The following is a 19,198-nucleotide window of genomic DNA, read 5'->3' on the forward strand; positions in this document are numbered from 1 at the left end:
GGGCCTGCCGCCCGGCAGGCAACAACAACGTCTTCGGGGCGGGGCGTAATTCCCCACCGGCGGTAAGGTTAACAGCCAAGCCCGCGAGCGCAGAAATGCGCAGATCTGGTGTAATTCCAGGGCCGACGGTTACAGTCCGGATGAAAGAAGATGTGCGCTGTACGCATCCTGCCTGCCTTTTAAGGCGCGGCTGGCTGCGCGTATTCGCTTGCCCTGTCGCGTTCCTGACTTTATCAAGGAGCGTTTCACCTATGCTGGACCAAACCGCAGTATCCCCTTATACCCTGGTATCCGATGATCTCGAAGGCCGCATCCACGCCGCGCTGGAAGCCATGCGCGCCGGTGTGCCGGTCATCCTGCTGGACGATTTCGACCGCGAGAACGAAGCGGACCTGATCGTCGCCGCCGAGAAGATGACTGTGCAGACCATGGCCATGATGATCCGCGAATGCAGCGGCATCGTTTGCCTGTGCCTGAGCGCCGACAAGGTGCGCGAACTGGAACTGCCGATGATGGCGGCCAATAACGGCAGCCGTTACGGCACGCCGTTCACGGTCTCGATCGAAGCGCGCGAAGGCGTGACCACCGGCGTTTCCGCCGCCGACCGCGTCACCACCATCCGCACCGCGATTGCGGCCGATGCCAAGCCGGCCGACCTGGTACATCCGGGCCACGTGTTCCCGCTACGCGCCACGCCAGGCGGCGTGCTGGCCCGCAAAGGCCACACCGAGGGCTCGGTCGACCTGTCTATCATGGCCGGCCTGCAGCCATCCGCCGTGTTGTGCGAGTTGATGAACCCGGACGGCACCATGATGCGCGGCGCCGACATCGAACGCTTCGCGGAACAGCACCAGATGCCAATTCTGACCATCGCCGAGATGATCGAATGGCGCACCACGCGCGGTATCTAAACCGGCTTGCCCAGCCTGATGTAGCGATACACCAGGCATAGCGCGCCAGCGTAGGCTGCGGCGATCAAGGTAAACGCCAGCGGCAAACGCAGCGCCCAATCAGGCACCGTGTGCAACACGGTGCCCATCAGCGCCACGCCGACCAGCGCGCCGACCTGCCGGTTGGCGTTGAGGGCGGCGGCGGCGCTGTTGGCGTGGTCCTTCCCCGCCACCAGCATCACGGTCGCCGTCATGCCCGGAATCGCAATCCCGATCGCCACATTCATCACCACCGCTGCCGTCACCAGCAGCCAGTAAGGCGTTTCCGGACGCAGGCCGGCCAGCATCAGCAAGGCCATCGCCAGCCCCGCCAGCAAGCCATACAGCATCGGCGGCCGCGTGCCGACGCGCGCCGTAATCCGGCCCGAGGTCAGATTGCCGATGGCGAAAGCCGCCATCATCGGAATCAGCCGCAAGCCGGTTTGCAGCGCATCCGAGCCCTCCTGCTGAATGAATAAACTCAGCAAGAACAACTGGCCAAACACGGCAAAGTTAATTAAGAATCCAACCCCATTGGCCGCCGCAAAGGCCGGCGTCTCGAACAGCGCTTTAGGCAGCAAGGGATGCGCACCGGTGCGTTCGCGCCGCACCAGCAGCGTGGTCGCCAGCAGCGTCGCCAAGGCGGCCGCCAGCACGCCGGCCGAGGTCCATCCTAACACCGGCCCTTCGATCAGTACAAAACTCAGCGCCGCCAACGCCGCCACGCCCAGCGCATGGCTCAGCATCGACAGATCACGCGCATGGCGCGGCGTAGCTGGCGCCAGCACCTGCGTCAGCACAATGCCCAACAGACCAATCGGCACGTTCACCCAGAACACGCTGCGCCAGCCAAAAGCGTGCACCAGCGCACCGCCTACCAGCGGCCCGGCCGCCGACGAACAGCCGACGATGGCCGACCAGGTGCCCAGCATGCGCGCCCGCGTCGCCTTGTCTTCGTAGGCATGCGTCATCAAACTCAATGAACTGGGCATGAACAGCGCCGCGCCCACGCCCTGCAGCAGCCGCGAAGCGATCAGAGTATGACCGCTGGGCGCCACCGCGCACAGCACCGAGCCGAGGATGAACACACTCAAGCCGCCCTGGTACACGGTCTTGGGGCCGAAACGGTCGGCCAGCGCGCCGCCGGCCATCAGCAGCGCGGCAAAGGTCAGCGTGTAACCGTCCACCACCCACACCAGACCGGTGAGCGGCACATTCAGGCTGAGCGAAATGTCGGACAGCGCGGTATTGACGGCGGTGACATCGATCATCGCCATCACAAAGCCGATGGCCAGCGTCATCAGCATCAGCAAAGGGGGAACCTGGCGCGCTGGCGCCACTATGGTGGAAGTAGTCATTTACCCATGTTAGGCCGCTTGCGTGATGCAGTAAATACGCATAACATCGGCACTCTGATGCAAAAATGCATCATGGAGCACACCATGGACTGGGACAACGCCCGCATCTTCCTCGCCATCTACCGCAAAGGCACGCTGCGTGCAGCCGCCGCGCTGCTGGATATCGACCAGGCCACCGTCGGCCGCCGCCTCAACGCGCTGGAAAAATCGCTCGGCGCGCGGCTGTTCCTGCGCACCCCGTCCGGCTATATGGCGACGCCCGCCGGCGAAACGGCGCTCAGCGCGGCCGAGAAGATGGAACAGGCGGCGCTGCAGTTCCAGCGCGAGATGCAGGGCATCGACAACCGCCTGTCCGGCAGCGTGTGCGTCACCACCTCGGACACCATGGCCGCCCACTTCGTCATCGCCGCCATGCGGCGGCTGCATGTGATGCATCCCGAAATCCGCATTGTGCTCAGCACCAGCACCGATATCACCAACCTGACCCGGCGCGAGGCTGATCTGGCGGTGCGCACGCTGAAGCCGACCAGCCCAGACCTGATCACACGCCATCTGGTCAAGCGCAGCATGGGCCTGTACGCCACGCCAGAGTATCTGAAAGAGCGCGGCATGCCGGTGCCGGGCAACGGCTTGGCCGGGCATGACATCGTCATCTACCAGCCCTCGGTGGCGCAGCGCCATCAGGAAAAGATCTGCCTGGAGCCGGTGCACAACGCGCGCGTGGCGATGGAGGTCAACAGCGGCATGGCGCTGATCGAAGCCGCGCGCCAGGGCATGGGCATCACCGAACTGCCCTGCCACATGGCCGACCACGATCCGCGTCTGGTACGGGTGTGGCCGGAGCGCGTCGACCAGTACGACGTGTGGCTGGTGATGCACAGCGACTTAAGCCGCAGCGCGCGGGTGCGGGCAGCTGCGGACGCCGTCATCGCCACCATACAGGACGAGTAGCGGACGCCGCTCCTGTACGTTACGGTGCTAAGATGCCAACATGAGCACCCAAGCATCGACACTTCACCTCCTGCAACGGCTGCACCTGGGCACAGTCGCCTGGCTGCACAGCTGGTGGCGGCTGCTGCACTTTGCGGTGCTGATGTTTTCCCTGGCGCTGTCGCCATCCAGCTATGGACGCGAGCGACGGCCGGTGCTGGCGCACCATCTGGTGGCGGACACCGCGCCCAATCTGGCGTGGTACGGCGTGCTGTCGGCGCTAGTCAGCCTGGTGCTGATCAGGATCGTGGTGGTCACCTCACAAAGCTACGGCCTGTCGCGCTTTGCGCTGGAGATGGTGGTACGAGTGCTGGTGCTGGAGCTGATCCCCCTGACCGCCGCTGCCTTCGTCGCGCTGCGCACCACCCTGCCCGCCGGGCTGGAATTCTCCCAATCCCGCGTCGCCACCGCGAGCATCACCGAAGCGGAACTGCGCGATGAATTCTTCCCGCGCGTGGCGTCCGGCATCTTCGCCGTCTGGATGCTGGCCGCCGTCAGCTGCGTGCTGACGCTGATGCTGGCCTACTTGTCGCTGTACGGCTTCACGCCGTGGGCGCTGCCCGGCTACACGCGCGTGGTGGGACAAGTGTTCAATCCCGCCGTCACCCTGATCCTGGTACTGAAGATCGTATTCTTCAGCTTTGCCGTCGGCCTGATACCGATGGCGTCCTCGTTCTACTTCGGCGCCAGCTACCGCAACAAAGTCACGCACGGCCTGTCGGACATGGTGCGCCTGTTCGCCGTCATGCTGCTGATCGAAGTCGCCTCGCTCATGGGTAACTACTACTGATATGACAGAACCTGCCAACCAAGCCGCGCCCGTGCGCAACGCCGAATTCAAAGCCGCCCTGCTACTGGTACTGATGGTAGTGCTGGTACTCGGCTCCGCCGTCTACCTGCTGTACGCGCGCGGCGCCTTCGAATCCACGCAAACCCTGATCCTGCAGGCCGAAGACTCCGAAGGCGTGGTGGTCGGCATGGACGTCACCTTCGCCGGCTTCCCCATAGGCCGCGTGCGGCGCATCGAATTGAGCCCAGAAGGCAAAGCCCGCGTGGTAGTCGACGTGCCACGCAAAGACGCGCACTGGCTGCGCAGTTCCAGCATCTTCACGTTGGAGCGCGCATTGGTGGGCGGCGCCAAGCTGCGCGCCTTCAGCGGCATCCCCACCGATCCACCGTTGGAAGACGGCGCCTCGCGTGCGCTGCTGGTGGGCGACCCTACCGCCGAAATTCCACGTCTGCTGTCGGCCGCGCGCGACCTGCTGCAAAACCTGAACGACCTCACCGCCGAGAACTCCGCGCTGGCCGCCAGCCTGGCCAACGTGGCCGGCGTCACCGGCAAGCTGAATGGCCCGCACGGCGCCATGGGCCTGATCGCCGGCGACGACAAAAACGCCGCACAACTGACCGAACGCGCCAACAAACTGCTGGTGACAGTGAACGCGCTAGCGGTCAAAGCGGATAGCCTGATTGGCCATGCCGACGATCGCGTCTTCGGCCAGCAAGGCGTAATGACCGACGCCCAAGCCACCATCCAGCAGCTAAACGGCTTGCTGGCCGACGCCCGTAATAGCCTGAAGAAGATGGACGCCGTGCTGGTAGAAGCACAAGCCGTCGCCTCCAACACCAAAGAAGCCACCGCCGACCTGGGCGCGTTGCGAGGCGAAGTCGAAAGCAGCTTGCGGCGGGTGGAACAACTGGTCAATGAAATCAACCGCAAATGGCCATTCAAACGCGACACGGAGATCAAGCTGCCATGAACAAGCCCCTGATCCTCACCGCCCTGCTGCTGGCCGGCTGCGGCAACAACCCACCGGTGCCGGACTGGCAAATGACAGCGCACAGCAGCATCGACCGCGCCAACGCCGCCTACATGGAAGGCAACGCCCGCGTCGAAGCCGCCGAATACCAGCGCGCCCGCAGCGCGCTGGCCAGCACCGGCAAAGTAGACCTCATCATCCGCGCAGAGTTGATACGCTGCGCCGCCCGCGTCGCCTCGCTAGTCTTCGAAGACTGCGCCGGCTACGACAAACTAGCGCAAGACGCCAGCCCCGCCGATCGCGCCTACGCCGCCTACCTCGCCGGCCGCCCATCCAGCGCCGCAGACGTGGCACTACTACCAACCCAACATCAAGCCGTGGCATCAGCAAGCAGCGACGCGGCCGCAGCCAGCGCGGCACAAGCCATCACCGACCCGCTATCGAAACTGGTAGCCAGCGGCGTACTACTGCGCACCGGCCGCGCCAGCCCGTCCGTGCTGGCCGACGCCGTCGACACCGCCTCCGCCCAAGGCTGGCGACGCCCCCTGCTAGCCTGGCTAGGCGTGCAAGCCATGCGCGCCGACCAAGCCGGCGACAGCACCGAAGCCCAGCGCATCCGCCGCCGCATCGCCCTCATCACCAACTAATGTCCACCTCCGGGGTCAGGTCCCGAATTCCAACACGAGCTCATCCCCAAACTCCGGGGTCAGGTCCATCATTTCAACACGAGCTCGTCTGTACATCCGGTAAAATTCCTCCTTCACCGCATTGAGGATCACATGGCTTACTCTCTCGCCCGCCCGTTGCGCGGGCTGTTCACCGCATTCGCCCTGTCTTGCGCCGTGCTGGCGCAGGCGGCGCCGCAAAAAGTCATCGTCGACATGGACATTGGCGACGACATCGACGACGCCTTCGCCCTCGGCCTGCTGCTGCAAAGCCCCGACATCGAAATCGTCGGCATCACCACCGCCTGGGGCGACACCGCGCTGCGCGCCCAGTTGCTGGAGCGCCTGCTGCGCGAAACGGGCCATAGCCAGATCCCGGTCGCGCAAGGTATCCTCACCAAGGACAATCCGCAGCCCTTCACGCAAGCGCGCTACGCCCAGCGCGGCAAGCTGCCGCCCAAGATCGACGCCGTCAACTTCATGCTGGAGCAGATCAAACGCCAGCCCGGCCAGATCACGCTACTGGCCCTCGGCCCTCTGACCAACGTCGGCGCCGCCATCGAACGCGATGCCGCCACCTTCGGCAAACTCAAACAAGTGGCCATGATGGGCGGCTCGGTGCGCAGCGGCTATCGCAAATCGCAGTACGTGCCATCGCGCCCGGCCGACAAGGAATACAACATCGCCTCCGACATCGCCGGCGCACAAAAGCTGTTCACTTCCGGCGTGCCTATCGTGATGATGCCAGTCGACTCGACCCAGATCCGCCTCGACGAAGTGGAACGCAACGCCCTGCTCGGCCACGGCTCGCCGGTCACCGATCAACTGGCGCTGCTCTATCACCAGTGGATAGACGCCTACCAGCCCTGGTCCAGCAACATGCCATCGCTGTTCGACGTGGTGCCAGTGGCGTGGATGATCGACCCGACGGTCTGCCCGACCACGCCGCTGCATATCGTGGTCGACAAGGACGGCTACACCCGCGAACAAGCCGGCAAGCCGAACGCGCAAGTGTGCCTGGCCTCGGACCAGAAGCGCTTCTTCGAAATCCTGATGCCACGCCTGCTGAAGGACTGATGCCATGGCCCTGGTCTACTCCACCGAAACCGGCCGCATGTGCCCGGACTGCCGCAAGCCGCTGACCGACTGCGCGTGCAAAGCCGCCGCCAAAACCAAACCGGCCGGCGACGGCAATGTGCGCGTGTCACGCGAGTCCAAAGGACGCGGCGGCAAAACCGTCACACTGGTACGCGGCCTGCCGCTCGACGCCGACGCGCTGGCCGCCCTGGGCAAACAACTGCGCAGCGCCTGCGGCTCCGGCGGCACCGTCAAGGACGGCGTGCTTGAAATTCAGGGCGACCATTGCGAACGCGTGATGGCCGAACTGCTCAAACACGGCTACAAGCCGAAGCGCGTCGGCGGCTAGCCCGCGTTACGCGCGCGCTGGGCGGATAAGTAGATATTATCCCGCTCTAGCGCCTTCCCTTCACGCACGGCGGCAATCCAAGCCTCGGTGCTGGCCACCGCCGCAAAGCTCGAATGAAATACCGTGCTGAATACGCGGTGTATCTCCTCCGCGCTGGCCTTGCCGGCCGCATTCGCATACGACGGCGAGCCAGCGGCATCGGCCAGAAATTCCACCGTCAGCCCATTGTGCGACGCTTCGAAAATGGTCGAGGCATTGCAGTTATGCGTCATATAGCCCACCACCGTCAGCGTGTCGACGCCGCGCGCAGCCAGCCATTGCGCCAGATCGGTGCCGGCAAAGGCACTAGCCTGCTTCTTGTTGATATGGTGACTGGCCTTGCGCTCCGCCACCGACGCGTGCAGCTGCCAGCCATCCGAACCGATGGCGAAGATCGGCGACTGTTCCGGCGCATCGTGCTGCACCACCACCACCGGAATTTCAGCCGCAATCGCGGCATCGATCGCCAGCGCGATATTGCGCAGCGAATCCTGCACTGGTGGATATTCAATCGGCAGTTGCCCGCTGACATATTCATTTTGCACATCAATCACGATCAAGGCACGGCGCATGGTGTTCTCCTGTTAGATGGAGCAGCCATTGTGCGCCCCCCAGCCCACGCGCAAAAGCGGCCCGAAGGCATACATTCGATATAATCGGGCCATGAACACGCCAACCGCCCGTCGCCACCGGATCGCCGTCATCGCCTTCGACGGCATCACGCCCTTCCACCTGTCCGTGCCTGGCATGGTGTTTCGCGACGCGCAAATCTTCGATCTGCGGATCTGCGCGGCCGATCCCTCGCCACTGCGCACCACCGCCGGCTTCGACATCACGGTCCGCCACACCCTGCGCGCGCTGACCGACGCCGATATCGTCATCGTCCCGACCTGGCACGACGACTGCCGCCCAGCGCCAGCCAAACTGCTGGAAGCCCTGCGCCGCTCACACAAACGCGGTGCGCGCCTGGTCGGTCTGTGCCTCGGTGCCTTCACCCTGGCCGAAGCCGGCCTGCTGGACCAGCGCCGCGCCACCACCCACTGGGCCTATGCGGATACGTTGGCCGAGCGCTATCCCGCCATCGCGGTGGATAGCGAGGTGCTGTACGTGGATGACGAGATACTGACTTCCGCCGGCGTGGCGGCGGGCCTGGACTGCTGCCTGCATCTGCTGCGCCAGCTGTGCGGCGCCGATGCGGCCAACCACGTGGCGCGACAACTGGTGGTGGCGCCGCATCGCCAGGGCGGTCAGGCACAATTCATCGAGCGCCCGGTGCCGGCCAGCGGCAGCGACGACCGCTTCACGCAAGTTCTGGATTGGGTCAACCGCCATCTGGCCGAGCACCACAGCATCGACACGCTGGCCACGCGCGCCGCCATGAGCCGCCGCAATTTCACGCGCCACTTCCGCGACGCCACCGGCACCTCGTTCAAGCAATGGCTGTTGAACCAGCGCGTGACCCACGCGCAGCGGCTGCTGGAGACCAGCGAGCTGTCGATGGAAATGGTGGCGCAGGAAGCGGGCTTCGGCTCGGCACTGTCACTGCGACAGCATTTCCGTGCCCACTTGCGCACCTCGCCATCGGACTACCGCCGCCAGTTCCGTGCCGGCGGCTGAAACCCTTACTGCTCTCCAGCGAGGGCGGCGGCTTCGCGCAGCTTGTCCTTCTTGCTCTTGCGCTTACCCTTGATGCCGCCGTTGACGGTATCGGTCACGGCGTTGACCGGCGCTGCTACTTCGGTCGGTTCAAAGCCCGCAATCACTTCACGCGGCACGCGCTCGTCCTGGCGCTTTTCTATCAGACGGAAATGCTGCTCCGCCTCGGCAGTGACGAAGCTGATCGCCACGCCGCTCTCGCCGGCACGGCCGGTGCGGCCGATGCGGTGCGTGTAGTCGACGGCGGAACGCGGCAGATCGTAATTGACCACAGCCGGCAAACGCGCGATGTCGATGCCGCGTGCCGCCACGTCGGTCGCTACCAGCACCTGCACATGGCCGGAACGGAAGTCAGTCAACGTCTGGGTGCGTGCGCCCTGGCTCAACTCACCGTGAAAAGGCGCGGCGCTGATGCCATTGCGGTTCAATTTATCGGCCACGTGCTCGGTGGCGTACTGGGTGGCGACAAACACCATCACGCCACGCCATTTGTTTTCGAGGATCAGATGCTTGAGCAGCATGGTACGACGCGGCACGTCCACCGAGATGGCGCGCTGGGTGATAGCAGGCTTGCTCACCGCCTCGGACTGCACCTCAATGCGCGTCGGCTGGCGCAGCATGCTGTCCGCCAGCTTCTGCACCGCAGGCGGGAAGGTCGCGGAGAAGAACAGATTCTGACGCTGCTCAGGAAGCAGTTCCAGTATGCGCCCCAGCTCCTCGCTGAAGCCCAGATCCAGCAGGCGGTCCGCCTCGTCCAGCACCAGCGTGGCGGTGCTGGACAGATTCAGCGCATTGTGATCGACCAGATCGAGCAAACGTCCCGGCGTGGCCACCACGATATCCGCGCCGCCGCGCAGCGCCATCATCTGCGGGTTGATCGACACGCCACCAAACACAATCGCCACCTTGTACGGCGAGGGCAGATGCGACACCAGCTTGCGCACCACCTCCCCCACCTGCACCGCCAGCTCGCGCGTCGGCACCAGGATCAGGCCATGCAGCTGGCGCGGGCCGCCACGCTTTTCCAGCAGCGACTGCAGCAGCGGCAGCGCAAAAGCGGCGGTCTTGCCGGAACCCGTCTGGGCGGCGCCCAGCACATCCTCGCCGCGCAGAATGGCGGGAATGGCGGCGCTTTGAATCGGCGTCGGCTCGTGATAGCCGATTTCGGCGATGGCGTTAAGCAGTGAGGGTGCAAGGCCCAGCGTGGAGAAAGACATGTCGGCCTTTAGCGTGTGAACAGAAAGCCGCCAGTATAAAGCATGCGCCGGATTTGCCCTGCGCCGGCTTTCGTGGGAATATAGGCTTTTCACCAACGTTGACGATCATGATTAACTGGGACGCCCACGCCTGCCTGCCACAGCACCCGCTTGCCGATTTCACGCCCGTACGCCGGCTGCACGCGGCCGGGGTCAATTATGTGTCGCTCAACGTCGGCGCCGACATGAATCCGGTTTCGCAGGTGATGTCGGTGATTGCCGGCTACCGCGCCACCATCGCCGCCGATCCGCAGCGCTATGTGCTGGTGAACAGCGTGGACGACATCATCCAGGCCGCCGCCGATGGCCGCATGGCCATCACCTTCGATCTCGAAGGGTCGATGCCGCTGCTGGACCAGCCGGACATGGTGGCGCTGTATGCGCAGTTGGGCGTGCGCCAGATCCACTTCGCCTACAACCGTAACAACAGCGTGGCCGGCGGCTGCCACGACGAACCACGCGGCCTGACCGCACTGGGGCAGCGCATGGTGGAAGCCGTCAACGCCAACGGCATCCTGATGGACTGCTCGCATACTGGCCGCCTGTGCAGCCTGGAGATCATGAACGCGTCGTCGCAGCCGGTGATCTTCAGTCACGCCAATCCGTACACGCTGGTGCAGCATGGCCGCAACGTCACCGATGAGCAGATCCGCGCTTGTGCCGCGACCGGCGGCGTGGTGTGCGTGTCCGGCCTGTCGTTCTTCCTCGGCAGCGCGCAACCGGGCGCGGACGACGTGGCGCGCCATGCCGCCTACATCGCCGATCTGGTGGGCGTGAAGCATGTCGGCATCGGCCTCGATATCTGCTTCCAGCAGCCTGGCCTGGACGACACACCGCCTGGCGACTTCGATCCAAGCCACTGGTGGCCGGCATCGGCCGGCTACAGCATGGACCAGCCGCCCAGCTTCACGCCGCCGGAAGTCTGGCGCGAACTGCCGGGCGCACTGCGCAGGGCCGGCATGAGTGACATCGAGATCGAACTGGTCCTCGGCCGCAACATGATGCGTGTCGCGCAGCAGGTGTGGAGCGTGCCTGAGCAACTGGCCAAGGCTGCATGAAGCGCTGCTTGCTGCCAGCACTGCTGTGCGCAATCGCACTGGCCGTGATGGCGTACGCGGCACCGGCACTGTCACCACGCCGCTGGAGCAAACTCAGGGCTGCTCATCGAACAGCGCCGGCGTTGACGTGGATACCGGCTCCACCAGCCCAGGCCTGCTGACCACCTTTGCCTTGCCAGCGGATCCGGGGCATCGCATTCTCAGCCCCTCGCCAGTTCAGGCCGAGGTTCTGCGGCACATCGCACGCGAGGTACTGCTGCGGCACGGCGTTCCGCCAGAAGTGGCACGCCAGATGACCGCACGCCCACGCGAAGGAAGCTATGCCATCCCGGCGCACGGCGGCACGCCCAGGTTTGGTTCAATCACGCCGAAGGTGAAGCCGACATGAGCTACTACGATTTCCTGACGGCCGCCGATCTCGATGGAGACGGCGGCGATGAAATCGTCATGACCGGCAGCGGCTACGAATGGTGGTGGTTTGAAGTCTTCGGCCAGCGGCATAAGCAGTGGAAATCACTCGCGAGTGGGGCCGGCGGCGGTTGCTAAGCGCCGTAGCGCATCTGCTGGCGTAGCCAGTGCAGGAAGGCGGCGCGGCGTGGGTCGGCCTCGAAAGGCTGTAGCGACAGCAGGCAGTATTCCGAGCCGTCGCGCACAAAGCCTAACGGTGCGGCCAGACGACCATTGGCCAGTTCTTCCTCCACCATGAACACCGAACCGATGGCGACGCCGAGGCCCGCGCCGGCGGCTTGCAAGGTCAGATAGAAATGTTCATAGGTCTGCGCGCCATTGTGGGCGGCAGGCATCCCAGTGGCGCCGCGCCATGCCGCCCAAGCGTTTTTGCGCGACGATGTGTGCAGCAGCTTTTGCGTCGACAGGTCCAGTTGACGGCGCTTCAATAGCGATGGCGCACACACCGGCCCTATCCACTCGTCGCAGACCTTTTCGGCGTGCACGCCGGCCTGCCACTGGAAGTCATTGCGCCGCAAGGCTACGTCCACGCCGTCCCGCTGGAAGGCGACCGGGCCGCCGGAGGCAAAGATGTGCAACTGGACGTCCGGGTGCCGGCGGTGAAAATCCGGCAGACGGGGGATCAGCCACTTCATCGAAATCGTCGGCTCGCAGGACACCACCAGCGGCTGGTGATGCGCCGGCTTGCGCAGCGCCTCCACCGCCGTATTCAGATGCCCGAAGGCGTACTGCACGGCGGCCAGCAATTGATCGCCCTGCGGCGTCAGGAACACGCCGCGATTGCGCCGTTCGAACAACGCCACGCCTAACGACTCTTCCAGCATGCGAATCTGTCGACTGACCGCACCATGGGTCAGATGCAGCTCTTCGCCAGCCTTGACGAAGCTGCCCAGCCGCGCGGCGGCTTCAAAAAATCGCAAGGAATTCAGCGGTGGCTGGCGGCTCATATCTGTCAGTTTTTCTCACACATTAGCGCAAGCATAAATCGCTTTTCGCGCGCCGGCAACGAAAACATAATGCCCGCACAACCAAGGAGAAAACCCATGAATGAACTGATTGCCGTCGCCCTCATCACCATCCTCGCCACCATCAGCCCCGGCCCGGACTTCGCCATGGTCACGCGCAACAGCTATCTGCATGGCCGCAATGCCGGGCTGCTGGCCGCGCTGGGCATAGGGTTGGGCGTGCAGGTGCACGTGTTCTACACCATGTTCGGCGTGGCGCTGCTGATCGCGCACGCGCCCTTGCTGTTCAATGTAATCCGCATCGCCGGCGCGGCCTACCTGATCTACATCGGCTGGAAGACCTTCGCCAACCGCGCCAAGCTTAGCATCGACCTGTCCGACGCACCGCCGGTGCCGCCGTTGCGCATGCTGGCCAGCGGCTTTCTCACCAATGCGCTCAATCCCAAGACCACCATGTTCGTCGTCAGCACCTACACGCAGGTGGTTCATCCCGGCACCAGCCTGCCGACGCAGTTCGGCTACGGCCTGTTCATGTCACTGACGCATCTGGCCTGGTTTGCGCTAGTGGCGCTGTTTTTCTCACAGCAGGCGCTGCGCGCGCGAGTGTTACGACATCAGGGAGCGGTCGACCGCTCCATCGGTTCCATCCTGATGGCGCTGGGGGCGGTGCTGGCCGTCAGCGGCAGCCATTGAAGCACGCCCCAGGCCAGTTCCGGCACGATGAAAAGCCACAGCAGCGGCGCGCCTGTGGCGACCAGCGCCCAGATCATCCAGGTGGTAAACAGCAGCCGGGCAACGCCGTCAAAGCGGCCATAACGCGGTTGCGGATCGCTGATGCGCAGCGCGGCCCACACCAGCACCACGCTGCCCAGCAGGCAAGCGAACAGCACGTGGAATGGCGTGAACGCCGGCAGCGCCGTGCCGCCCAGTGCCTGGTTGATGGCATCCAGCTGCGCGTGCGCGTAGGCGAAGCTCCACGGCGTCGCGAAGGGCGCGGTCACGACCAGGTCGTAGATGGCGCTGCCGAGGACAATTTTGCGGAAGGTGGTGGATGTGAGCATGCGGGTCTCCTGTTTCAAAGTTGGAGCCATGCTAAAGGCTGGAGTACACTCCAGGGTCAAGCACAATCTGGAGTCCCTGCATGCAAATTGGAGAAGTGGCCGAGGCCACCGGCCTGAGTCGCGATACCTTGCGCTTCTATGAGAAGCGCGGCCTGCTGCGCGCGCGCCGCAACGCCAATGGCTATCGCGACTATCCGCCACAGGCGGTGGACTGGCTGCGTTACATCCGGCTGGCGCAGACGCTGGGCTTCACGCTGGCCGAAATCGAGGCCGACCTGCCGCTGCTGGCCGATCCCGACGCCGCCGCGCCGCAGCTGCGAGCGGCGCTGGAGCGCAAGCTGGCCGACATCGACCAGCGCATCCACGGCCTGCACCTGCTGCGCGGCGAGCTGGAACGCCGCCTCGGCGAGGACATGCAAGCCTGCCCGCTGCAAGCTACTTGAATTTATCGCAGAGGTTCCCTTCCACGAACTCCGGCTCGAGCTCCACGCGCTGGCCGCCGACGTTCAGATCCTTGAAGCTCGGCTCGACCACGCTGTAAGCGCCTTGGCGCAGCTTTTCCAGCAAGGGCTGGCACACCGACAGCCGATAGCTCAGATGGGCAATCGCCTTCCAGCTGCCATCCTCCCCTTCGCCATACACCACGCTGTGGGCGCCACGCGGCGCTTCCACCAGCAGGATCTCCGGCTTGCCATCGCCGGTCAGATCCAGCACAAAAGCATCGCACTTGCCCTCCGCGCTCGTCAGGCAGGATGGCTTGACGTTATCGAGGATGGCGTCCCATTTCTGAGCGAGGAAGCTGGCCGGCAGTTGCACGCCGGCCGGCCACACGGTGAGATTAGTCGCCACCGAGACCGGCGCGCTGGCGCGCGGCGACGCCCGCCAACGATCCTTGTCTGGCAGCGCCAGCGCCGCCGTGGCCTCGCGCTGTAATAGCGCGGCATTGGGGCCGGTGGCCTGCTTCAGCCGCTCCAGCGCCGCCTTGCCATAACGGCCGCCCTCATAGCGCAGATAGCGGAAATCGAAACGCTCGGCGGCGGTCTTGCCCCGCTCCAGCCGCGCCACCTGGCTATTGACGCCGATGCGCGCCGGATCGGCAATCGGCGTGAACAGGGACAGTAGCACGGCCAGAATCAGAAACGCCGCGCCGATGTTAACCGTGGTGAGTGGCGCCAGCCAAGTATCGTACTGGTAGGCCGCCCACAGATAGCCAATCGCGTAGCACGACGCCACCAGCAAACAGGCGGCGGCGATCACGCGGTCCGTAGTCCAGCCATACTGCGCCACCCGCAACCCGAGCGCGTAAATGCCGACCATGGTCACCGGCAGAATCACGATCGCCGCAGTGCGCGCGGCCACGCGCAGCGGCAGAGCCACTTTGGCGTCGCCATTCTGGAACGCGGCGTTGGTCAGCACCAGCAGCACGGCGGCGGCGCTCAACAGCACGGCGGTGGCGTGCCGCGTCTCCCACAGCGCGGTCAGGCCGGTGAACGGCAACGTGCACAGGAAGCCGGTGACCAGTACCACCGCCACCGGCAAAATCCACGACATCAGCACCAGCAGCAAAGTGCGGATGCCGCGCACGATGGCGGGCCGCACGTCCGTCACATGCATGGCGCAGGAAAAGGCGGTGCAGATCACTGGCACGTTGAACCACGATTTCTGCAGCAGCTCGCGCAGGAAGCGCAGCTTGACCAGCATGAACAGCTCCGCCCCCAACATCAACACCAGGAACAGCGCGCCGACAAAGAATGCGGAAAACAACAGTTGTATAGCCAGCTTCCACGCGGTTTCGAAGTAGGCGTTGTAGCTGGCGATGCGCCGGCCCTCCTGCGCGCCGGCCGTCACCATGCTGTGGGCGATGAAGAAGAACACGCCGCTGAAACTCACCACCAGCGTGGATGGCGAGAACACCGGCTTTTGGTCCCAGTTGCTGAGCAGCGGCCAGGCATTCAGTCCGCGCCAGCTGTCGTGCAGCGACAGCACCAGCAGCACCGCCAGCGCCACCAGCAGCCAGATGGCGGCCTTGCGCGGCGCCAGATGCCCCAGGCTGGAGATGGACAGCACCGGCAATATCAGCAGCACGGTGGTCAAAGGCCCCATCAGATACGGCTCGGTGGCCGGCCAGGCGAGGTCGCGGTGCGCCGCGTACAGCCAGTACAGCAGCACGCCCTGTAATAGCCCGATGGCCAGCCGCGCCGCCATTACGCGCCGGCTGACCTCCTGATCCAGCGTGATTTCGTGTTGTTCCATACCCCGCCCACATTATCAATTCAGTTATTTTAATAATTTAGCATGGATGACCGGTCCGACGATGACACGTTATAATCAAAGACTATGAATCCACTTCTCGACAAACTCCATTCCTACCCGTTCGAAAAACTGCGCCTGCTGTTTGAGCAAGTAACGCCCAACCCGCAGTACAAGGCCATCAGCCTGGGCATGGGTGAACCTAAACACCCAACGCCGGCCTTCATCAAGCAAGCGCTGATCGACAACCTGGATGGCCTGGCCGTCTACCCGACCACCCTCGGCACGCCGGAAATGCGCGCCGCGATCGCCGGCTGGCTGGAACGCCGTTACGACATTCCCAAGCTGAATCCCGCTACTCAGGTGCTGCCGGTGAACGGCTCGCGCGAGGCGCTGTTCGCGCTGGCGCAGGCGGTGATCGACAAGGACGCCAACTCGCTGGTGATTTCACCGAATCCGTTTTACCAGATTTATGAAGGTGCCGCCTACCTGGCCGGCGCCGAGCCTTATTTCGTCAACTCCGACCCGGCCCGCAATTTCGGCTGCGACTACGACAGCATTCCGGAAGAAGTGTGGAAGCGCGTGGCGCTGCTGTTCGTCTGCTCGCCGGGTAATCCGACCGGCGCCGTGCTGTCGCTGACCGATTGGGAAAACCTGTTCGCGCTGTCCGAGCGCTATGGCTTCATCATCGCCTCCGACGAGTGCTACTCCGAGATCTACTTCGGCGACGAGCCGCCGCTGGGCGCGATGGAAGCCGCCCACAAACTGGGCCTGACCAGCATCGGCGAGCCATATAAACGGCTGGTGGTGTTCAGCAGCCTGTCCAAGCGCTCCAACGTGCCGGGCCTGCGTTCCGGCTTTGTGGCCGGCGATGCCGACGTACTGAAAAAATTCCTGTTGTACCGCACCTATCACGGCGGCGCCATGAGCACCTCCGTGCAAGCTGCGTCGATCGCGGCCTGGAACGACGAAACCCACGTCGAACAGAACCGCGAAATGTATTGCGCCAAGTTCAACGCCATCACGCCCCTGCTGCAGGAAGTGCTGGACGTGGAACTGCCGGACGCCAGCTTCTACCTGTGGGCGGACGTCACCCGTACCGGCTTGTCCGATACCGAATTCGCCCAACGCCTGTACGCCGAATATAATGTCACTGTACTGCCAGGCAGCTACCTGGCGCGCGAAGCGCACGGCATCAATCCCGGCGCCAACCGCATCCGCATGGCGCTGGTCGCCGAAACGGCGGAAGGCCTGGAAGCCGCGCAGCGCATCGTCAAATTCTGCAAGTCCCTTTAATTATCGAGTCCTATCATGAGCCAACAACTCCAGAACATCATCGAAACCGCCTGGGAAGACCGCGCGAACATCAACCCAGCCAACGGCTCCGCCGAACTGCGCGACGCCGTCAACCACGTGCTGGCCGGCCTGGACGCGGGCACCATCCGCGTGGCCGACAAAGCCACCGGCACCTGGGTAGTGAACCAGTGGGTCAAAAAGGCCGTGCTGCTGTCGTTCCGCCTGGAGAACAACGTAGTTCTGCCTTCGGACGGCACCATGCAGTTCTACGACAAAGTGCCAACCAAGTTCGCCAACTACACCGCTGACGATTTCGCCAAGGGCGGCTTCCGCGTGGTGCCGCCAGCTGTGGCGCGCCGCGGTTCCTTCATCGCCAAGAACGTGGTGCTGATGCCTTCCTACGTCAACATCGGCGCCTACGTCGATGAAGGTGCGATGGTTGACACCTGGGCCACCGTCGGTTCGTGCGCACAGATCGGCAAAAACGTCCACCTGTCGGGCGGCGTTGGCATCGGCGGCGTGCTGGAACCTATGCAAGCCAATCCGACCATCATCGAAGACAACTGCTTCATCGGCGCCCGTTCGGAAATCGTCGAAGGCGTGATCGTTGAAGAGAACTCGGTGATCTCGATGGGCGTGTACATCGGCCAATCGACCAAGATCTACGACCGCGCCACCGGCGAAGTGACCTACGGCCGCGTACCTTCGGGTTCGGTGGTGGTATCGGGTTCGCTGCCATCGGATGACGGCAAGTACTCGCTGTACTGCGCCGTGATCGTCAAGCGTGTGGACGCGCAGACCCGTTCCAAAACCAGCATCAACGAACTGCTGCGCGGCGTTTAATTCGCCACTAAAATCGGAGAGTCATCATGGCCATGGATCGTCTGTTCCAACTGATGAAGGAAAAGAACGCGTCGGACATGTTTTTCGCGGTGAACTCTCCGGTTCACATCAAGATCAACGGGAATCTCATCCCGATCAACCAGCAGAAGCTGGAACCCGATAACATCCATGCCCTGCTGGCCGAAATCGCCACGCCGGAGCAGATGGACGAACTGGCCGCCACCAATGAATTGAACATGGGCGTGTCGGTGCCGAATCTGGGCCGCTTCCGTTTGTCCGCGTTCAAGCAGCGCGGCAGCATTTCCGCCGTGTTCCGCTTTGTGCCCGCCGTGATTCCGGTGCTGGCCGACCTGCAGTTGCCGCCAGTGCTGGCGGACCTGATCATGGAAAAGCGCGGCTTGCTGCTGCTGGTGGGCTCCACCGGTTCCGGCAAATCGACCACCATCGCTTCGATGCTGGATCATCGCAACGAACTGCGCTCCGGCCATATTCTGACGCTGGAAGATCCGATCGAGTATCTGTTCAAGAATAAAAAATCCATCGTCAACCAACGCGAGATCGGCAGCGACGCCAAGGACTTTGCGACCGCGCTGCGCAACTCCATGCGCCAGGCACCGGACTGCATCCTGATCGGCGAGATCCGCGACAAGGAAACCATGGCGGCGGCGCTGGCCTATGCGCAGTCGGGCCACCTGGTGCTGGCCACGCTGCACGCCAATAACAGCTACAACGCCTTAAACCGCATCATCAGCTTCTACCCGATTGAAAACCGCGCGGCGCTGCTGCAGGATCTGTCGACCACCATCAAGGCGATAGTGTCGCAGCGGCTGGTGCGCTCCGCGAATGGCGGCACGCGCTCGGCGGCGGTGGAAGTGATGGTCAACACCCGCTACATCTCGGACCTGATCGAAAAAGGCGAAATCGGCCAGATCAAGGAAGCGATGGAAAAGAGCATGTCACCCGGCTCGCAATCGTTCGAGCAGTCTTTGCTCAAGCTGGTGCAGGATGGAGTGGTCAGCCAGGACGAAGCGCTGGCCAACGCCGATTCCGCCACCAACCTGCTATGGCTGTTGAACAATGGCCCCGACAGCAAAATCGCCCAGGCGCCCGCGCCAGAAGCCAAGCCGCCAACCGCCAGCGAAGCCTCCTTCACCGAGTTCACCCTGAATACCTGAGGA

Annotated in this window: 22 protein-coding genes and 1 riboswitch; of the genes, 16 read left to right on the forward strand and 6 right to left on the reverse strand. The window is 63.8% G+C overall.

The window, feature by feature from the left end; genetic code table 11:
- Positions 1-25 precede the first annotated feature (25 nt).
- Positions 26-156: riboswitch (FMN riboswitch) on the forward strand.
- Positions 157-251: 95 nt separating this feature from the next.
- Complete coding sequence (ribB, locus tag GJ699_RS29065) at positions 252-911, forward strand: 3,4-dihydroxy-2-butanone-4-phosphate synthase (protein ID WP_154382924.1); 660 nt, start codon at positions 252-254, stop codon at positions 909-911.
- On the opposite strand, the gene GJ699_RS29070 is transcribed toward ribB, so the two are convergent.
- The gene (locus tag GJ699_RS29070; RefSeq protein ID WP_154382925.1) at positions 908-2,287 is read right to left on the reverse strand and encodes an MFS transporter; all 1,380 of its coding nucleotides are present in this window, start codon (positions 2,285-2,287) and stop codon (positions 908-910) included. The two genes, ribB and GJ699_RS29070, sit on opposite strands and share 4 nt — an antisense overlap.
- 84 nt (positions 2,288-2,371) lie before the next feature.
- Here GJ699_RS29070 and GJ699_RS29075 point away from each other — a divergent pair, with 84 nt between their 5' ends.
- From GJ699_RS29075 to GJ699_RS29100, 6 genes are all read left to right on the forward strand, one after another.
- On the forward strand, positions 2,372-3,238 hold the full coding sequence (locus GJ699_RS29075; protein ID WP_154382992.1) for a LysR family transcriptional regulator: 867 nt from the start codon (positions 2,372-2,374) through the stop codon (positions 3,236-3,238).
- Between the two features lie 40 nt (positions 3,239-3,278).
- The gene (locus GJ699_RS29080; RefSeq protein ID WP_154382926.1) at positions 3,279-4,067 is read left to right on the forward strand and encodes an MlaE family ABC transporter permease; all 789 of its coding nucleotides are present in this window, start codon (positions 3,279-3,281) and stop codon (positions 4,065-4,067) included.
- A gap of 1 nt (position 4,068) precedes the next feature.
- Positions 4,069-5,037 (forward strand): MlaD family protein, encoded by a 969-nt coding sequence (locus GJ699_RS29085; protein WP_154382927.1) that lies wholly within the window; start codon positions 4,069-4,071, stop codon positions 5,035-5,037.
- Positions 5,034-5,684, forward strand: coding sequence for a hypothetical protein (locus tag GJ699_RS29090; RefSeq protein ID WP_154382928.1), 651 nt, complete (start codon positions 5,034-5,036; stop codon positions 5,682-5,684). The genes GJ699_RS29085 and GJ699_RS29090 overlap by 4 nt, the downstream gene beginning before the upstream one ends.
- A 132-nt stretch (positions 5,685-5,816) precedes the next feature.
- Positions 5,817-6,779 carry a nucleoside hydrolase gene (locus tag GJ699_RS29095; protein ID WP_154382929.1) on the forward strand — a complete coding sequence of 321 codons (963 nt, stop codon included), beginning with the start codon at positions 5,817-5,819 and terminating at the stop codon, positions 6,777-6,779.
- 4 nt (positions 6,780-6,783) lie between these two features.
- Complete coding sequence (locus tag GJ699_RS29100) at positions 6,784-7,128, forward strand: translation initiation factor Sui1 (protein WP_154382930.1); 345 nt, start codon at positions 6,784-6,786, stop codon at positions 7,126-7,128.
- Here the strand turns inward: GJ699_RS29100 and GJ699_RS29105 are convergent.
- Entirely contained in the window at positions 7,125-7,739 is a 615-nt protein-coding gene (locus GJ699_RS29105) for an isochorismatase family protein (RefSeq protein ID WP_154382931.1), read from the reverse strand. The genes GJ699_RS29100 and GJ699_RS29105 overlap by 4 nt on opposite strands.
- Positions 7,740-7,830: 91 nt before the next feature.
- Between GJ699_RS29105 and GJ699_RS29110 the strand changes: the two genes are divergently transcribed.
- Positions 7,831-8,784, forward strand: a complete 954-nt coding sequence (locus GJ699_RS29110) for a GlxA family transcriptional regulator (protein ID WP_195763676.1) — start codon at positions 7,831-7,833, stop codon at positions 8,782-8,784.
- A 5-nt stretch (positions 8,785-8,789) separates the two neighbouring features.
- Here GJ699_RS29110 and GJ699_RS29115 read toward each other — a convergent pair whose 3' ends face one another.
- Entirely contained in the window at positions 8,790-10,040 is a 1,251-nt protein-coding gene (locus tag GJ699_RS29115; protein ID WP_154382933.1) for a DEAD/DEAH box helicase, read from the reverse strand.
- Between the two features lie 107 nt (positions 10,041-10,147).
- Here GJ699_RS29115 and GJ699_RS29120 point away from each other — a divergent pair, with 107 nt between their 5' ends.
- The 3 genes from GJ699_RS29120 to GJ699_RS29130 are packed head-to-tail and all read left to right on the forward strand — an operon-like array spanning position 10,148 to position 11,683.
- Positions 10,148-11,137 carry a dipeptidase gene (locus tag GJ699_RS29120; protein WP_154382934.1) on the forward strand — a complete coding sequence of 330 codons (990 nt, stop codon included), beginning with the start codon at positions 10,148-10,150 and terminating at the stop codon, positions 11,135-11,137.
- Positions 11,138-11,162: 25 nt separating this feature from the next.
- The gene (locus GJ699_RS29125; protein ID WP_154382935.1) at positions 11,163-11,525 is read left to right on the forward strand and encodes a hypothetical protein; all 363 of its coding nucleotides are present in this window, start codon (positions 11,163-11,165) and stop codon (positions 11,523-11,525) included.
- Complete coding sequence (locus GJ699_RS29130; RefSeq protein ID WP_154382936.1) at positions 11,522-11,683, forward strand: hypothetical protein; 162 nt, start codon at positions 11,522-11,524, stop codon at positions 11,681-11,683. The genes GJ699_RS29125 and GJ699_RS29130 overlap by 4 nt, the downstream gene beginning before the upstream one ends.
- Here GJ699_RS29130 and GJ699_RS29135 read toward each other — a convergent pair.
- Complete coding sequence (locus GJ699_RS29135) at positions 11,680-12,552, reverse strand: LysR substrate-binding domain-containing protein (protein ID WP_154382937.1); 873 nt, start codon at positions 12,550-12,552, stop codon at positions 11,680-11,682. The genes GJ699_RS29130 and GJ699_RS29135 overlap by 4 nt on opposite strands.
- A gap of 96 nt (positions 12,553-12,648) precedes the next feature.
- On the opposite strand from GJ699_RS29135, the gene GJ699_RS29140 reads away from it, so the two are divergent.
- A complete protein-coding gene (locus tag GJ699_RS29140) occupies positions 12,649-13,263 on the forward strand; it encodes a LysE family translocator (protein ID WP_154382938.1) in 615 nt (204 codons plus the stop codon).
- Here the strand turns inward: GJ699_RS29140 and GJ699_RS29145 are convergent.
- The gene (locus tag GJ699_RS29145; protein ID WP_154382939.1) at positions 13,185-13,631 is read right to left on the reverse strand and encodes a hypothetical protein; all 447 of its coding nucleotides are present in this window, start codon (positions 13,629-13,631) and stop codon (positions 13,185-13,187) included. The two genes, GJ699_RS29140 and GJ699_RS29145, sit on opposite strands and share 79 nt — an antisense overlap.
- An 80-nt stretch (positions 13,632-13,711) precedes the next feature.
- Between GJ699_RS29145 and GJ699_RS29150 the strand changes: the two genes are divergently transcribed.
- Complete coding sequence (locus GJ699_RS29150) at positions 13,712-14,074, forward strand: MerR family transcriptional regulator (RefSeq protein ID WP_154382940.1); 363 nt, start codon at positions 13,712-13,714, stop codon at positions 14,072-14,074.
- Here the strand turns inward: GJ699_RS29150 and GJ699_RS29155 are convergent.
- Entirely contained in the window at positions 14,067-15,884 is a 1,818-nt protein-coding gene (locus GJ699_RS29155) for a DUF4153 domain-containing protein (RefSeq protein ID WP_154382941.1), read from the reverse strand. The two genes, GJ699_RS29150 and GJ699_RS29155, sit on opposite strands and share 8 nt — an antisense overlap.
- Positions 15,885-15,968: 84 nt before the next feature.
- On the opposite strand from GJ699_RS29155, the gene dapC reads away from it, so the two are divergent.
- The 3 genes from dapC to GJ699_RS29170 are packed head-to-tail and all read left to right on the forward strand — an operon-like array spanning position 15,969 to position 19,195.
- Entirely contained in the window at positions 15,969-17,177 is a 1,209-nt protein-coding gene (gene dapC, locus GJ699_RS29160) for a succinyldiaminopimelate transaminase (protein WP_154382942.1), read from the forward strand.
- 15 nt (positions 17,178-17,192) lie between these two features.
- Positions 17,193-18,020 carry a 2,3,4,5-tetrahydropyridine-2,6-dicarboxylate N-succinyltransferase gene (dapD, locus tag GJ699_RS29165; RefSeq protein ID WP_154382943.1) on the forward strand — a complete coding sequence of 276 codons (828 nt, stop codon included), beginning with the start codon at positions 17,193-17,195 and terminating at the stop codon, positions 18,018-18,020.
- Between the two features lie 26 nt (positions 18,021-18,046).
- A complete protein-coding gene (locus tag GJ699_RS29170) occupies positions 18,047-19,195 on the forward strand; it encodes a PilT/PilU family type 4a pilus ATPase (RefSeq protein ID WP_154382944.1) in 1,149 nt (382 codons plus the stop codon).
- Positions 19,196-19,198 lie beyond the last annotated feature (3 nt).

The organism is Duganella guangzhouensis (assembly GCF_009674535.1).
GTDB classification, from domain to species: domain Bacteria; phylum Pseudomonadota; class Gammaproteobacteria; order Burkholderiales; family Burkholderiaceae_D; genus Rugamonas; species Rugamonas guangzhouensis.

Excerpts from the sequence above, each read along its gene's own strand:
- ribB (WP_154382924.1), top strand. The coding sequence starts at position 252 with ATGCTGGACCAAACCGCAGTATCCCCTTATACCCTGGTATCCGATGAT.
- GJ699_RS29070 (WP_154382925.1), bottom strand. The coding sequence starts at position 2,287 with ATGACTACTTCCACCATAGTGGCGCCAGCGCGCCAGGTTCCCCCTTTG.
- GJ699_RS29075 (WP_154382992.1), top strand. The coding sequence starts at position 2,372 with ATGGACTGGGACAACGCCCGCATCTTCCTCGCCATCTACCGCAAAGGC.
- GJ699_RS29080 (WP_154382926.1), top strand. The coding sequence starts at position 3,279 with ATGAGCACCCAAGCATCGACACTTCACCTCCTGCAACGGCTGCACCTG.
- GJ699_RS29085 (WP_154382927.1), top strand. The coding sequence starts at position 4,069 with ATGACAGAACCTGCCAACCAAGCCGCGCCCGTGCGCAACGCCGAATTC.
- GJ699_RS29090 (WP_154382928.1), top strand. The coding sequence starts at position 5,034 with ATGAACAAGCCCCTGATCCTCACCGCCCTGCTGCTGGCCGGCTGCGGC.
- GJ699_RS29095 (WP_154382929.1), top strand. The coding sequence starts at position 5,817 with ATGGCTTACTCTCTCGCCCGCCCGTTGCGCGGGCTGTTCACCGCATTC.
- GJ699_RS29100 (WP_154382930.1), top strand. The coding sequence starts at position 6,784 with ATGGCCCTGGTCTACTCCACCGAAACCGGCCGCATGTGCCCGGACTGC.
- GJ699_RS29105 (WP_154382931.1), bottom strand. The coding sequence starts at position 7,739 with ATGCGCCGTGCCTTGATCGTGATTGATGTGCAAAATGAATATGTCAGC.
- GJ699_RS29110 (WP_195763676.1), top strand. The coding sequence starts at position 7,831 with ATGAACACGCCAACCGCCCGTCGCCACCGGATCGCCGTCATCGCCTTC.
- GJ699_RS29115 (WP_154382933.1), bottom strand. The coding sequence starts at position 10,040 with ATGTCTTTCTCCACGCTGGGCCTTGCACCCTCACTGCTTAACGCCATC.
- GJ699_RS29120 (WP_154382934.1), top strand. The coding sequence starts at position 10,148 with ATGATTAACTGGGACGCCCACGCCTGCCTGCCACAGCACCCGCTTGCC.
- GJ699_RS29130 (WP_154382936.1), top strand. The coding sequence starts at position 11,522 with ATGAGCTACTACGATTTCCTGACGGCCGCCGATCTCGATGGAGACGGC.
- GJ699_RS29135 (WP_154382937.1), bottom strand. The coding sequence starts at position 12,552 with ATGAGCCGCCAGCCACCGCTGAATTCCTTGCGATTTTTTGAAGCCGCC.
- GJ699_RS29140 (WP_154382938.1), top strand. The coding sequence starts at position 12,649 with ATGAATGAACTGATTGCCGTCGCCCTCATCACCATCCTCGCCACCATC.
- GJ699_RS29145 (WP_154382939.1), bottom strand. The coding sequence starts at position 13,631 with ATGCTCACATCCACCACCTTCCGCAAAATTGTCCTCGGCAGCGCCATC.
- GJ699_RS29150 (WP_154382940.1), top strand. The coding sequence starts at position 13,712 with ATGCAAATTGGAGAAGTGGCCGAGGCCACCGGCCTGAGTCGCGATACC.
- GJ699_RS29155 (WP_154382941.1), bottom strand. The coding sequence starts at position 15,884 with ATGGAACAACACGAAATCACGCTGGATCAGGAGGTCAGCCGGCGCGTA.
- dapC (WP_154382942.1), top strand. The coding sequence starts at position 15,969 with ATGAATCCACTTCTCGACAAACTCCATTCCTACCCGTTCGAAAAACTG.
- dapD (WP_154382943.1), top strand. The coding sequence starts at position 17,193 with ATGAGCCAACAACTCCAGAACATCATCGAAACCGCCTGGGAAGACCGC.
- GJ699_RS29170 (WP_154382944.1), top strand. The coding sequence starts at position 18,047 with ATGGCCATGGATCGTCTGTTCCAACTGATGAAGGAAAAGAACGCGTCG.